This is a genomic window from Actinoplanes oryzae (genome assembly GCF_030757795.1).
Taxonomy (GTDB): Bacteria; Actinomycetota; Actinomycetes; order Mycobacteriales; family Micromonosporaceae; genus Actinoplanes.
Genome location: NZ_JAUQWH010000210.1, coordinates 1 through 13,677 on the forward strand (window position 1 = coordinate 1; position 13,677 = coordinate 13,677).

Sequence of the window (13,677 nt, forward strand, 5' to 3'; positions counted from 1 at the left end):
CGGTCAGCGGCCGGCGGCGCCCGCCGAAGACCGTGCGGAGGGCGGCGATCTCGATGGGGTCGCCGATCGGGGTGCCGGTGCCGTGGGCCTCCAGGTAGCCGAGGTCGTCAGGGGTCAGGCCCGCCGCCGCGAGGGCCTGGCGGATCACCGCCGCGTGCCCGCCGACCGACGGCGCCGCGTAGCCGGCCTTGTCCGAGCCGTCGTTGTTGACGGCCGTGCCGGTGATGACGGCGTGCACGGTGTCGCCGTCGGCGAGGGCCCGGTCGAGCGGCTTGAGCAGCAGCGCGGCCACGCCGTTGCCGCCCACGGTGCCGTCGGCGGCGGCGTCGAACGGGCGGCAGACGCCGGTGGGCGACAGGATGGATCCCGGCTCGTACCGGTAGCCCGCGACGCCCGGCACGTGCAGCGCCGCGGCCCCGGCCAGCGCGAGCTCCGCGTCGCCGGCCTGCAGGGCGCGCACGGCCTGGTGGACCGCGACCAGCGCGGTGGAGCAGGCCGTCTGCACGCCGACCGCCGGCCCGGTCAGCCCCAGCTTGTACGCCACCCGGCTGGCCAGGAAGTCCGGCTCGTTGCCGATCGTGGCCCGCAGCGCCGCCACCTGGTCGCCGGGATCCACGTCGCCCAGGTGCGCGCGCAGATAGGTGCGCAACGAGTACAAGTGCATGCCCGAGCCGGCGAAGAGCGCCACGGGACCGGCGCTGCCCGCGTACCCGCCGTCCTCCAGCGCCTCGTGGCACACCTCCAGGAACTTGCGGTGCTGCGGATCCATGAGCGCGGCCTCGCCCGGGCTGATCCCGAAGAACGCCGCGTCGAAGCCGGCGATGTCGTCGAGGGCGCCGCTGGCCGGCACGAACCGCGGGTCGTCGACCAGCCCGGCGGGCAGCCCGGCGGCGAGCAGCTCCGCCCGGCCGAAGCGGCGGATGCTCACCCGGGCGTCGAGCAGATTCCGCCAGTACTGCGCGGGATCCGCGGCGTCCGGGAAGCGCAGCGCGATGCCGATCACGGCGATGCGGCCGTCCCGGGTGGCCGCCCCGGCCGGCGCGGCGCTGCCCGGGGCGGAGGCGCCCGCCAGGTGTGCCCGCAGCGCCGCCGGGGTGCCGTGCTCGAAGAACAAGGTCTGCGGCAGGGTACGCCCGAGAGCCCGCTCCAGCAGCGCGTGCGCCCGCAGGATCGCCACCGAGTCGAGTCCCGCGTCGTGGAACGGCACGTCGTCGGGGATCCCGCCGGGCACCGCCTCGCGCAACGCCGCGTCGACGAGCTGCCGCACGGGCCCGGACACCGCGGGGACGGGTTCGGATCCCATGGGCGGAGGCTGGGACCCCACGGGTGGGGGCTGGGACACCGCGGGCGGGGGCAGCTCGGTGCCGAAGGCGTCGGTCCCGGCGGCGGTCTCCAGTGCTCGCGGCGGGTGCACGAGGCCACGGAAGCGGACGGCTGCCGGGTCCACGCCGAGGTACAGCCGCCCGGGTGGCAGGCGCAGCGCCCGGTGGGTGAGGGCGGCGGCCTGGGCGGGCTCGAGCACGTACGCGTACCGGCGCAGGGTGTCCTCGATCGCCTCCTGGCCGGCGCTGATCCCGGTGCCCCGCCAGGCGCCCCAGGCCAGGCACCACACCGGCCGCTGCGGCGCGAGCTGCTCGCACCAGGCCTCGAGGAAGCGGTTGCCGGCCGCGTAGGCGCCCGCCCCGGCGACCGGGACCTGCCCGACCAGCGACGAGAAGGCGATCAGGGCGGCGCCGGGGTGCCGGGCCAGCAGCTCCCCCACGGCGAGCGACCCCTCGACCTTGGCGGCGAGCTGGGCACGCCACCGGCCGGGGTCGGCGTTCGCCAGGGGTTCGAGCTGGTACCGGCCGGCCAGGTGCAGCACGCCGTCGAGGCCCTCGCCCCACGCGTCCCGCACGGCCCGGTCCAGGGCTTGCGGGTCGGTGATGTCCAGGGCTGCGTACTGGATCCGGTGTCCGGCCTCGCGCAGCGCCACCAGGGCCGGATCGTCGCCGGGGACGGGCGTGCGGCCGGTGATCAGCAGGTCCAGGCCGGCCGGCAGCGAGCCGAGCAGAGCCCCCGCCACTCCCCCGCGCCCGCCGGTGACGAGCCAGCGCGAGCCGGGCCGCAGCGGCGACTCCCCGTCGCCGGAGGCCAGCGGGACCTGCTCGAGCCGGCGGACCAGCGCCCGGCCGCGCCACGCGATCACCGGCTCGTGGTGCCGCCAGGTGAGCGCGCGGCGGAGGATCGCGGCGTCCTCGCGGGCGTCGTGCCCGGGCAGCTCGAGATGCCACGCGCGCACGCCGGGGTGTTCGACGGCGAGGCCGGCCGCCACAGAGGCGACCACGGCCGCTTCGGGCGACGGCGTACCCAGGGTGATCAGTTCGCCGGTCCAGCCCTCGGCGGCGATGCGCCGGGCCAGCGCCAGCAGCTTGTCCGCCCCCGGGTGCGCGTAGACGATGCGGGGCGGCAGGGGCTCCCCCGCCACGGACGACTCGCCGATCTCCAGGGTGGCGACCGGGCTTGGATCCTCAGGGAACGTCCGGGGATGCCACACGGCCCGATAGGCACAGTCCGGCGCGGTCCGGGGATCCGCGGTGGTGGCGGACCGGACGTCGTCGTAGCCGCCGGCCAGCCAGCGCGCCCGCATCCCCGCCCGCTGGATCTTGCCGCTGGTCGTCTTGTCGAACCGGTCCGCCGGCACCGCCACGACCTCCGCGCCGGTGATCTGCATCCGGCGCGCAAGATGGGCCCGGACCCGGCTGAGCAGGCCGGGATCCGCGCTGCCGGAGGGCACCAGCAGCACCGCGATCCGCTCGAGGCCCTCGGCGTCCGGCACGCCCAGGGCGGCCACGTTGCTGACGGCCACCCCCTCGACCTCGCCGGCGACGTCCTCGATCTCGTGACAGAAGTAGTGGACGCCGTTGACGATGATGACTTCCTTGGCGCGGCCGGTGATCGTCATGCGGCCGTCGTGCAGGTACGCGAGGTCGCCCGTGTCGAACCACTCGCCGCCGGGGAACGCCTCCCGGTTCGCCTCCGGGTTGTGCAGATAGCCGGGCAGCACCCGCTCGGACCGGACCTGCAGCCGGCCGATGTGCCGCTCGGGCAGCACGGTCCGCCCGTCCGGGCCCGCCACGCGCATCGCCGTGCCGGCCACGGGCGGACCCATGCTGAGCAACGTGCTGCCGGACGCATCCCAGGACAGGCGTACGCCATCCGGCCCGACCCGGACCCGCTGCACCGCCGCGGCGTCGAACGGCTGGTACGTGCAGACCGTGCACGTCTCGGCCATCCCCCACGCCAGCAGCAGCGGGCGCGCGCCGAGACCGAAGCGCTCGGTCGTCTCGGCGAACCGGCGCATCACCGGCTCGGTGCACTGCTCACCGGCGTTGATCAGGCTGCGGACGTGCCGCAGGTCCCAGGTACGGGAGCTGTCCGCCCGCCGCAGGGCCTCGGCGACCAGCTTGAACCCGAAGTTCGGCGCCCAGCTGTGCGCGGCCCGGTGCTCCGCGAGCAGATCCAGCCAGCGCAGCGGGTCCGCGAGCACCAGCGGCGTCGCGACGTGCACCGTCGGCGACCCGAGCAGCACCGGGCCCAGATGCGTCATCACCAGGGCGGCCACGTGGTCGAGCGGCAGCCAGTTGAGGGCCGTGTCGCCCGGGCGGAAGCGGCCGGCGTGCCGGGAGCCCTGGGCGTAGCGGACGAGCCCGCGATGGGTCAGCGGGATGATCTTCGACCGGCTGGTGCTGCCGGACGACAGCTGCAGGGTCGCCACGTCACCCGGCTCGGGCAGATGCACCTCCGGCGCGGGCGGTGCGTCGCGCCAGGCGGCGAGGTCCAGGACGCGCATCCCGCTGCTTCCCGCGTACGCCCGCAGTGCCTCCACCGTCGACCCGCCGGACAGCACCGGCGGTTTCCCGAGCGTGCGCCAGGCGTGCAGCAGCTTGTCGAGCGTGGCGTTCCGGTGCTCGTAGGTCGGCGCCTGGGCCACGGCCACGGGCTGCAGCCCGCCGAGCACGCACGCCCACAGCCCGGTGAAGTGGCCGGTCAGCGTGGGCGCGTGCAGGATGACCGGGTCGCCCGGGCGCAGCCCCTCGGCGCGCAGTCCGGTGAGGATCCGGCGCGCGGCGTCGACTAGCTCGGGATAGGACAGTCGCCGGGTTGCGTCCGCCTCGACCAGGGTCAGCCCCCGATCGGGCCAGGTGGCGGCGGCGTGGAGCAGGGCGCGGACGAGATCGGGCTGGTCGTGCTCCTCCGCCGGCAGCTCCCCGCCGCCCGCCACCGCGGGAGAGCCGGTAGGCTCGCCCCCAGCCGCATCCGGAAGGCCGGCCGGCTCGCTCCCATGCCCCGCCGGAGAGCCGGCAGGTTCGCCTCCACCCGCCCCCGGAAGGCCGACCGGCTCGCTCCCCTGCCCCGCCGGAGGGCCGGCCGGCTCGTCGACCGGCGCCGGGGGCACCGGCAGGGCGAGCGGGACGGTGGGCACGGGCGGCGGCGCGGCGGGCCGGATCGGGGTGCCGGCCGAGGTGGCGACGGGCAGGCGGTGCAGGGCGGGCCAGTCGACGTCGCCGGTGCCCGTACGCGGAACAGCCGTCACCACGACGACGTCGGGCAGCTCCGGACGGGATCCCAGCGCCGCGGCGGTGACCGAGCGGCGCAGGTCCGCGGGGTCCACTCCGGGCAGCGGCGCGACATACACGACGGTGCGCCGCCGCCCCGCCGCGTCGATGCGGTCGCCGACGGCGAGGTCGGCCACCCCGGCAAGCTCACCCAGCGGGTCGCTCGTCTGGTGCGGCATGCGGTTCCTCTCTGGCTGCCGGCCGGGCGCGGCCGGGAGCAGCCGGCCGGACGCGGGCGGAAGCAGCCGCTCGGGCGCGCGCGGAAGCAGCCGGCCGGACGCGGGCGAGACCGGTCCGGGCGGACAGCAGCACGGCGAGGATGACCACCACGCCGTGCATGGCCAGGGCCGTCGTCAGCGGTCCCCACAGCTCGATCAGCCCGCCGGCGACGAGCATCCCGGCGCCGAAGCCGCCGTTCTCGGCCATCGCGGTGAGCCCGAACGCGTAGCCCCGGGCCGGCTCCGGCTCGGCCTGCAGGCGCGTGGAGTAGGTGATCTCGGTGTAGCCGTCCGCGATGCCGGCGACCAGGGCGACGCCGAGCATGCCGGCCGTGGGCAGGCCCGCGAACGCCGCGACGAACGCGATCGACATGACGCAGGTGCCGATGACGAAGCCGCGTTGCGTACGGACGGGGTCGTCGTAGGCGGCACCCAGCCGGCGGCGGGCCAGCCGCACGCCCTGGTGCGCGACGATCAGGCCGACCGCCCAGACGGCGAAGAACGTGCCCACGAAGCCGGCCGGGTCGCCGGGGCGGATCTGGGTCGCGTAGACGGGCAGGCCCACGTTGTGGGAGGCCGAGCCGAACGCGTCGGCCGCGCGCACGGCGACGATGACGGCGATGACAGGGGTCGTGGCCAGCGCGGCGAAGGCCGTACGCCGCCAGGTCCTGCCGTGTCTCTCCCGGACCGGCGTGGCGTCCGGCCGCGGCCGCTCGAACGGCATCGGCACCAGCAGCAGGACGAGCGCCGGGGCCAGGAAGGTCGCGGCGTCCACGGCGAACGCGGCCCGGTAGCCGAGCCACCCGACCAGGACCGCGCCCGTCGCGAAGCCCGCCGCCGTGGCGACCGCGCGCCCGGTGACCAGCAGCCCGTTGGCGGCGACCCGGTGCTCGGGGCCGACGAGGCCGGGAACGCTGCTGCGCAGGACGACAGCCGACACGGTTCCGAGCACGCCGGAGACCACGGCGACGACGGGCAGCAGGGCGATCTGGGCCGGCTCGGGGGACACGGCGAGCGCGGTCAGGGATGCCGCCTGGACGAGGTGGGATCCGATCAGGACGGCCCGGCGCGGCAGCCGGGCGGCGACCCAGCCGGCGCCGAGACCGGCCACGAAACCGCAGCCCAGCCGCAGGGCGAGGAAGGCGCCGACGCCGACCGCGCTGCCGGTGGCCTGATAGACGAACAGGTTCAGCGCGACCATGTTGAGGTAGCCGCCGAACGTGGAGATCATGCTCCCGGCGGCCAGCACCCGGAAGCGGGCCAGCGACGGCTCCGGACGGGCACGGCTGCGCAGATCCGCCACGCCGCCAGCTTGCCAGGCTCAAGGTCATCAATCAATGGCATCGCGGCCCGTCGATGACCAGGCGCAGGTCAGCGCCGATCGGGAGCCGGGGTGCCGCGGAACCACAGACGCAGCCCGTAGGCCGCGGCGAGCACCGCGAGCAGCGCCCCGGTCCCGCCGCCCAGGGCGACCAGGAACGGCATGCTCGCCCAGAGCAGCAACGCCACGACCGGCCGCCGGGGCAGCTCCCGCGGCTCGGGGACCTGCCTGTTCCCGAAGCCCGGGTCCTCCGCCAGCAGCCCCGAGACGATCTCGTTGAACCGCCGGCGATCGTACGAACTGAGCACCTTGCCTCCCGCACCGCGTCATGCCGGAACCCCGGCCGGTGGCCGCACCGCTGCGACCGCCGCCAGAGGCAGATACGCACAGCCTTCCCGCTCCGGACGAACCCATGACGGACAACTTGAAGGACTTCCGTCACACCGGGCCGCGACCTCGGCATTCAGCCGCACTCACTCATGCGGCCCGGCCGCTATTTCACCCGGCGGGTGGAGCGGGCCACGAGCTTGTCGTACTCGCGGTGCTGGTCGAGCCACCCGCTGAGCACCGGGCAGATCGGCACGACGGTCCGGTTCTTCGCCCGGGCGTCCTCGAGGGCGGCGCGGGCCAGCGCGTCCGCGACGCCGGTGTCCTCGAAGGCCGGCTCGACGCGAGTGTGCGTACAGGCCATGATCGGGCCCGTCACCTGATAGGTCAGCACGCCCGCCAGCGCGCCCTCGGCGTCCCGCGCCTCGAAGCGCTCCTTGTCAGGGACGTCGGCAACCACGAACTCCACGTCCCCACTCAACCACGCCCCCGCGCCGGGCGTGCGCCGCCCCCGGCGAATCCGCAGACCAAAGGCCCAAACGTCAGAGTCATCCCCGTGCCTTCACCTTCGAGGCCGAGTGCGACGGCGATCCGGCGGGCTCCTGCGTCACCTCGGCCGACGAGGTCACCCGGCCGCCGCTGCAGTGGCCCGGCTCGGTGTCCCACGACTCGAACCGGACGGCGGCGACGTGATCCTCGCCGGGGCTGCGGAAGTCGACACGGTTGGGCAGCAACCACACCGCCTCGCCCGCCGGCACCTCGCCACCCGGCCACGGCGGATCGCCGCCGTCGACGTCCACCAGCGCGAACAGATGCCGCTCGACCAGCACGGAGTCGTCCCCCGCCCGGGCCGGTGCCGCTCCGGACATCGTCCCTCCCCGCTTGACGCCGCCCGCTTCGCCTACGGAGTATGCCGCTCATGTCCGCTGCCCGCGACCTGCTCGTCACCCGTCCGGTTCTCGCCGGGGGCTGCTGCCTCACCTTTGTGGACCGTGCCGATGTCGCCGGGGTCGCCGCCTCGGTGACCGGATCCGCCGACGTGCCGTACGAGGTCGCGGCCGCGGACGGCCTCGCGCTGCTGGTGCGGTCGGGATCATGGTCGGTGCTGCTGGAACCCCGTGGTCACCAGGGCGCCCGCGACGACGTCCTCCCGGCGCTGAGTGCCGGGGGCCGGGCGGTGAGCGTCGTCTGGGACGTGAGCGGCCGCTGCCGATGGCGGCAAGCCGTGGACGGCGCGCTGACCACATCGGTCACCACGGATCCGGCGACCGCGCTGACGGCGGCGCTCGAGAGCACCGGGGTCCGGGTGGATCCGGCGTGGTTCGATGCGCCGCCGCCGTCCCGCCCGCCGCGGCCCCGGCCGCCCCCGGCGGTGCTGTCCCGCCCGCCGCGGCCCCGGCCACCCCCGGCGCCGGCGGCGTGGACGGGCTGCGGACGCGGCTCAGCGAGCTTGCGGCGGGCTACGCTGCCGTCCGCGACGATCCCGCCAGCGCGCCGGAGGACTTGCGCGCGGCCTTCTACCGCTTCCATGCCGTGCGGGCCGTCGCCGCCGCGCTGGGCCCGGATCCCGCCGAGGCGGCCTGGCAGGCGTGTTACCGGGCGGCCTCGGCGATCGGCGGCGACTTCGACGACCAGCTGCGCCTCGAGGTGCTGCGCCGCCTGGTCGAGCGGGCCCGGTCCGGGCTCAGGAACCGGCGGTGACGTCGTCCCAGACGTGGGCCACGCCGAAGTGGTCCACCAGGCCGGTGATCTCCAGCACCCGGAGGACCATCGGCGGCACGTTCAGCAGGACGAGGTGGCCGCCGGCCCTGCGCGCGTCGGCCTGGCACTGGGCCAGCGTGCGGATGCCGGAGGAGTCGAGGAAGGTCACCCCGCTCACGTCCATGTCGACGCAGGTGGGGCGGTGGTCGTGCAGGGCCTGGAGAAAGACGTCGTAGACCCGGTCGGAGGTGATCGCGTCCACGTCACCGCGGACGGTCAGCCGGGTGATGGCGGTGGTGTCGTCGTGCCGCACGTCGATGCGCAGGTCCGCATCGATGTCGGACGACTGGTCGAAAGCCATGAGGAACCCCTCCGCGAGGTGCGCGCGCAGCCCCTCACTGCTGAAGGTTTGTCTCACCGTAACGTGCCCGGCGGCTGTCCGCTACCGCCGTCACGCGTCAAGCTGACCCCCGGACGATCAGCGCGGGCTCGTAGATGACGGAGGACGGGCGCATGGTGGCGTCCTCCAGGCGGGCGAGCAGCAGCTGCGCGGCCTCGGCGGCCATGTCCTCCAGGGGCTGGCGGACCGTGGTCAGCGGCGGGTCCGCGGCCAGGGCGGCACTGCTGTCGTCGAAGCCGACCACGGCGACGTCCTCGGGCACCCGCCGGCCGGCGGCCCGCAGCGTGATGACCGCGCCGAGGGCCATGAGGTCGTTGGCGACGAACAGGCCGTCGATGCCGGGGTGCCGGGCGAGCAGCTCCCGGGCCGCGGCCTCGCCGGACTCGCGGGTGAAGTTGCCGGAGACCAGGGGCACCCAGCCGTGGCCGTGGCGGGCCATGGCCCGGCGAAAGCCGGCGATGCGGTCGGCGCCGGCGGGCACGGCGGGCGGGCCGGAGATCATGCCGATCGTGCGGGCGCCGCGGGCGACGAGATGGTCCGCGGCCAGGCCGGCGCCGGTCTCGTTGGCCAGGTCGACGTAGTTGATCGGGACCGGCTCGCCGGGGCGCCCGATGAGCACCGCCGGCACCCCGGCCTCGGTCAGCATGCCGGGCAGCGGGTCCGCGGCGGGCAGCGAGAGCACGACGGCGCCGTCGGCCTGACCGTGCCGCAGATCGCCGACCAGGCGGGTGCGCTGCCCGGCCGTACCCACCATCTGCAGGGCGAGCTGGATCCCGGCCTCGCGCAGCACGCGCATGAGGCCGCCGACCACCCGCCCGAAGTAGGGGTCCGCGAAGAAGCGCCCCAGGAACGGGTCGTCGTCGTGCGTCTCGGAGTCCGACACCACCAGCAGGATCGTGCCGCTGCGCCGGGTGACCAGCGAGCGGGCGAGGCGGTTGGGGACGTAGCCCGTGGCGTTCACCGCGTCCCACACGACGCTGTGCAGCTTGGGGTCCACGTTGCGCACGCCGTTGATGACGCGGGACGCGGTGGCCCGGGAGACGCCGGCCGCCCGGGCCACATCTTCCAGCGTGGGCAGGCGCGTGGCATCCATGCCGATGGTTATAGCACGGAAAGCGCTCTCCCCGACGCCCCGACAAAAGCCGCCTATCCGGTACGGACATTGACCGCCGTCAGCGCGGGAGGCACACTTCGGAAAGCGCTCTCCGTTCCCCGTCATCCCCTTGGAGCACCCATGAAACGTCGCCTGGGGCTCACCGCCGTCCTCGCGGTGACCCTGCTGACCCCCGTCTCCCCGCCCGCCCCCGCCGCCGCTGCCGACACGCTGCTGTCCCAGGGCAAGCCCGTCCTCGCCTCCTCCCAGGAGAACGGTGGAGCCCCGGCGACCGCCGCCGTCGACGGCCGCACCGACACCCGCTGGGGCAGCGTCTGGTCGGATCCCCAGTGGCTGCGCGTGGACCTCGGCACCACCGCCACGATCAGCCGCGTGGCGATCACGTGGGAGGCCGCGTACGCCCGGGCGTACCAGATCCAGACCTCCTCCGACGGCACCGCCTGGACCACCGTCCACAGCACGACGACCGGCGCGGGCGGCACCGAGTCGCTCACGGTGAGCGGCACCGGCCGCTACGTCCGCCTGTACGGGACCCAGCGCGCCACCGGATACGGCTACTCCCTGTACGAGTTCCAGGTCTACGGCACGGCATCCACAACCCCGCCCGGCGGACCCGGCTGGATCCCGGCCCCCAACCCGGTGACCGGCGTCGTCCCGTCGCGCGCCGTCCCGCCGGACACCAACCCGCCGACGACCCACCACGAGTTCCAGATGAACTGCTCGGTCAGCCGCGGCAACCTGCCCGACGACCCGATCGTCTTCCCCGGGCTGCCCGGCGCCTCGCACTCGCACACGTTCATGGGCAACACCACCACCAATGCCATGAGCACCCTGACCAGCCTGCAGGCCGGCGCCACCTCATGCATCACGCCGGGCGACAAGACCGGCTACTGGATGCCGACCCTGCTCAAGGGCGACACCCCGGTCCAGCCGGTCGGCCGCCAGGTCATCTACTACAAGAGCGGCGTCATCGACTACCGCAGCGTCCGCCCGTCCCCGCCCGGCCTGCGCTACCTGGTCGGCAGCCCGACGGCCACCCTCGACGAGTTCCGGAACAACCCGGGCGCGGTCGAGGGCTGGGAGTGCGGCGACAGCACCTTCAACTGGGACTTCCCCGCCTCGTGCCCGGCCGGCACCCAGCTCAACATGCGCCTGCAGGCCCCGAGCTGCTGGGACGGGCGTTATCTCGACTCCCCCGACCACCGCGCCCACATGGCGTACCCGGTGCTCGGCATCTGCCCGGGCAGCCACCCGGTCGCCGTCCCGATGATCGAGTTCAAGATGGCCTGGCCGGTGAGCGGCAACCTGTCCGACGTCCGCCTGTCCTCCGGTCGCGGATACAGCTTCCACTACGACTTCTACAACGTCTGGGACGCGCCGACCCTGGCCGCCCTCACCACCCACTGCATCAACGGTGGCCTGCAGTGCGACCCGCGCGGCTTCGACCTCTACAAGCCCGACCGCGGCGCCGCCCTCGACGAGAATTACCAACTCCCCCACTGACGGCCCGGCCGCGGCGTGCGCATGTGCGCCGCGGCCCGCGTCGGCGCGTGTCCGGACCGGACAGTCCCCCTTGTACGATGCGCCGGTGATCGACGACCTTGAGCGGACCGGTGAACGGCCGGTGACCGCCGAGTGGCCCCCGCAGGACTCGGAAACGCCCGCTGCACGAACCGGACCGGATCTGGTGCTGTGGCTGCATCGGGGCCTGAGTCTCGCGGCGGTCATGGGGCTGATCGTCGGCACCCGGGCGGTGTGGACCAGCCACGTGCTGACCCGGCCCTGGCTGGCTTTTGTGCTCACCGGCGCCTACCTGGCGATGCTCGGCGCGGCGATCGGGGCGCTGACCCTCTCCCGGCATCGCGCGCTGGCCCGGCTGGACGTCGCCGTTCTGGGCGTTGCCGTCGTGGTCAAGGCGGTCACCGCGTGGGACGGGATCAGCGGGGCGAAGAAGCTGATCGTCGACGAGGGCATGCTGATGGACGCGGCGACGCGCGGGCTGGCGGCGGGCCGGAACCCGTACACGTCGGCGTGGCCGGAGATCGATCCGGCGCTGCCGACGCAGCTGTTGGACGGGCGCACGGTGTTCGACTTCGGGTATCCCCCGCTCGGCGTCGAGCTCGGCGCGGTCGTGCAGCGGCTCTTCCCGGCGCTGACCGGCATCGTGCTCGTGGCGTGGCTCGCCGTGCTGGCCACCGCACTGCTCATCTTCTTCGTCGCGCCGGTCGCGCTGCGGCCGATCGCCACGCTCGGCGTGCTGGGCCTCGGCACCCTCACCACGTACGCGGACAATGCCTATCCCTCGGTGATCGCCCTGCCGTTCCTCTGCGTCGCCCTCTGGGCCTGGCCCTCGATCGGCCGGGGCGGGCGCCTGGGCTGGACGGGCCTGGGCCGGGCGGCCGCGCTCGGTGCCGCCTGCGCCATCCACCAGCTCGGCTGGTTCCTCGCCTTGTTCCTGGTGACCGGCCTGGCCATGCTCCGGCTGCGGGATTCGTCGCTCGGTGCGACGGTCCTGCTTCTCCTCCGGTACGGCACCACGGCGCTCGCCGTGTTCGTGCTGAGCAGCCTGCCGTTCCTGGTCACGTCCCCGCACGCCTGGCTGACCGGCGTGTTCGAGCCGCTGCAGCAGCACGCCGTCCCACACGGGCAGGGCCTGGCGGGCATCACGCACTACCTCGTCGGGGGCAGCGGCGCGCTCGGCCTGTACGGGCGGGCGACGATCGCCCTGCTGGTGGCGCTGCTGATCGTCTTCGCCCTGCACCTGCGGACGCTCGGCCCGGCCATCGCGGTCCTGCCCTGGACGATCTTCATGGTGTCCACCCGGTCCCAGGACGGCTACTGGCTGCTGACCATGCCGCTGTGGCTGGTCGCGCTGGTCACCACCAGCCGCGCCGACTTCGCGGAGGCGTACCGGATCCCGTTGCCGGCCCTCCTGCGGTCCCGGGCCGCCACGGCCGCGCTGTTCCTGCCCGCCCTGGCGTGTCTCGTGGTCGCGGTGGTCACTCCGCAGCCGCTGACGTTCCGGGTGGCCACCCCCGTGGTCGCGGGGAAGCCCATCAGCGAGGTGACCGTCGAGGTGACCAACCGTTCCGGCGACCCCGTGAGCCCCCACTTCACGGTGGCGACCGGTGTCACCATCGCCAACTTCTGGACGGTGCGGCAGGGACCGGGCACGCTGCCGGCGGGGGCGACGGCGACCTACGTGCTGCTTCCGCCCGCCAAGACCTTCCGGCTCTCCCCGGCACAGCCGGCCACCCTGCGCGCGGTCTCCGACGCCCCGCAGACGCTGAGCAGCATCCGCCTCACCGGCTGACGAGGCTTGCGGCGGCGGGTGCGATCGGCCAGCGCAGCAGCCTGCGCCCGTCGACCGCGGCGAGCTCCCCGGCGCCGCGGTGGTGGGCGGTGGGCACGAAGCCCGGCACCCGCCCGGTCCGGTGCCCGGTGAAGGGATCCCAGATCTCCAGCCCGTCGGGCGCGGCCGCGTAGAGCCGGCGCCCGGCGCTGAAGAGCCGGCCGCGCGGCCCGGCGAAGGCGCGCAGCTCCGTCTCCGCGGCCAGGTCGAAGATCCGTACGCCGGCCAGCAGCTTCTCCTCGTCGTCGCCGATGCCGCCGACCGCCAGCAGGTCGTCGCCGATCCAGCACATCGGCTGGTTCCAGCCGTACCAGCGCTGGCACAGGTGCTGCAGGCTCGCCCCGTCGCCGGGTTCCTCCGGATTGCCGCGCGCGGACCCCGCCGGACCGTCGCCGAGCCAGGCGCCCATCTCCCAGGCCGTGACCAGGCCGCAGGGCGCCCACACCCAGCCGTCGTCGGCGAGCCACCGCCCGGTCGGCGACGGATGCAGCGCCCCGTGGAAGTAGTCCTGATAGCCGTCCTCCGGACCCGGCGGCGTCAGTGTCTCCCCGGTCGCCGGGTCGCTCACGTCGAGGCGGTTCCAGTCGGTGCGGTGCACGACGACCGTCCGCCCCTCGTGCACGGTGAACGCCAGCGAGAACGGCAC

The 13,677-nt window shown here is 74.6% G+C and carries 10 protein-coding genes and 1 pseudogene; 3 read left to right on the forward strand and 8 right to left on the reverse strand.

Translation table 11 applies throughout. The features are described 5' to 3' along the window. From RBH18_RS39130 to RBH18_RS39150, 5 genes are all read right to left on the reverse strand, one after another. On the reverse strand, positions 1-4,777 hold a 4,777-nt coding region (locus RBH18_RS39130; RefSeq protein ID WP_306215564.1), incomplete at its 3' end, for an SDR family NAD(P)-dependent oxidoreductase. Continuing rightward, positions 4,746-6,119 (reverse strand): MFS transporter, encoded by a 1,374-nt coding sequence (locus RBH18_RS39135; RefSeq protein ID WP_306215565.1) that lies wholly within the window; start codon positions 6,117-6,119, stop codon positions 4,746-4,748. The genes RBH18_RS39130 and RBH18_RS39135, both read right to left, overlap by 32 nt. Before the next feature lie 68 nt (positions 6,120-6,187). After that, entirely contained in the window at positions 6,188-6,445 is a 258-nt protein-coding gene (locus tag RBH18_RS39140) for a DUF3040 domain-containing protein (protein ID WP_306215566.1), read from the reverse strand. Positions 6,446-6,630: 185 nt separating this feature from the next. After that, complete coding sequence (locus tag RBH18_RS39145; RefSeq protein ID WP_306215567.1) at positions 6,631-6,933, reverse strand: GNAT family N-acetyltransferase; 303 nt, start codon at positions 6,931-6,933, stop codon at positions 6,631-6,633. Between the two features lie 79 nt (positions 6,934-7,012). Then, positions 7,013-7,333, reverse strand: coding sequence for a hypothetical protein (locus RBH18_RS39150; protein WP_306215568.1), 321 nt, complete (start codon positions 7,331-7,333; stop codon positions 7,013-7,015). A gap of 448 nt (positions 7,334-7,781) precedes the next feature. Here RBH18_RS39150 and RBH18_RS39155 point away from each other — a divergent pair, with 448 nt between their 5' ends. Further along, positions 7,782-8,165: a hypothetical protein gene (locus RBH18_RS39155; RefSeq protein WP_306215569.1), complete on the forward strand. Its 384-nt coding sequence runs from the start codon at positions 7,782-7,784 to the stop codon at positions 8,163-8,165. Here the strand turns inward: RBH18_RS39155 and RBH18_RS39160 are convergent. Together RBH18_RS39160 and RBH18_RS39165 are read right to left on the reverse strand one after the other, a co-directional pair. Beyond that, complete coding sequence (locus RBH18_RS39160) at positions 8,149-8,583, reverse strand: STAS domain-containing protein (protein ID WP_306215570.1); 435 nt, start codon at positions 8,581-8,583, stop codon at positions 8,149-8,151. The two genes, RBH18_RS39155 and RBH18_RS39160, sit on opposite strands and share 17 nt — an antisense overlap. Positions 8,584-8,623: 40 nt before the next feature. After that, positions 8,624-9,658, reverse strand: coding sequence for a LacI family DNA-binding transcriptional regulator (locus RBH18_RS39165; protein WP_306215571.1), 1,035 nt, complete (start codon positions 9,656-9,658; stop codon positions 8,624-8,626). Positions 9,659-9,799: 141 nt separating this feature from the next. Here RBH18_RS39165 and RBH18_RS39170 point away from each other — a divergent pair, with 141 nt between their 5' ends. Further along, the gene (locus RBH18_RS39170; RefSeq protein WP_306215572.1) at positions 9,800-11,182 is read left to right on the forward strand and encodes a DUF1996 domain-containing protein; all 1,383 of its coding nucleotides are present in this window, start codon (positions 9,800-9,802) and stop codon (positions 11,180-11,182) included. A gap of 85 nt (positions 11,183-11,267) precedes the next feature. After that, a complete protein-coding gene (locus tag RBH18_RS39175; protein ID WP_306215573.1) occupies positions 11,268-12,992 on the forward strand; it encodes a hypothetical protein in 1,725 nt (574 codons plus the stop codon). On the opposite strand, the pseudogene RBH18_RS39180 reads toward RBH18_RS39175, so the two are convergent. Continuing rightward, positions 12,982-13,677, reverse strand: a pseudogene (locus tag RBH18_RS39180) (hypothetical protein); the annotation flags it as partial. The gene RBH18_RS39175 and the pseudogene RBH18_RS39180 sit on opposite strands and share 11 nt — an antisense overlap.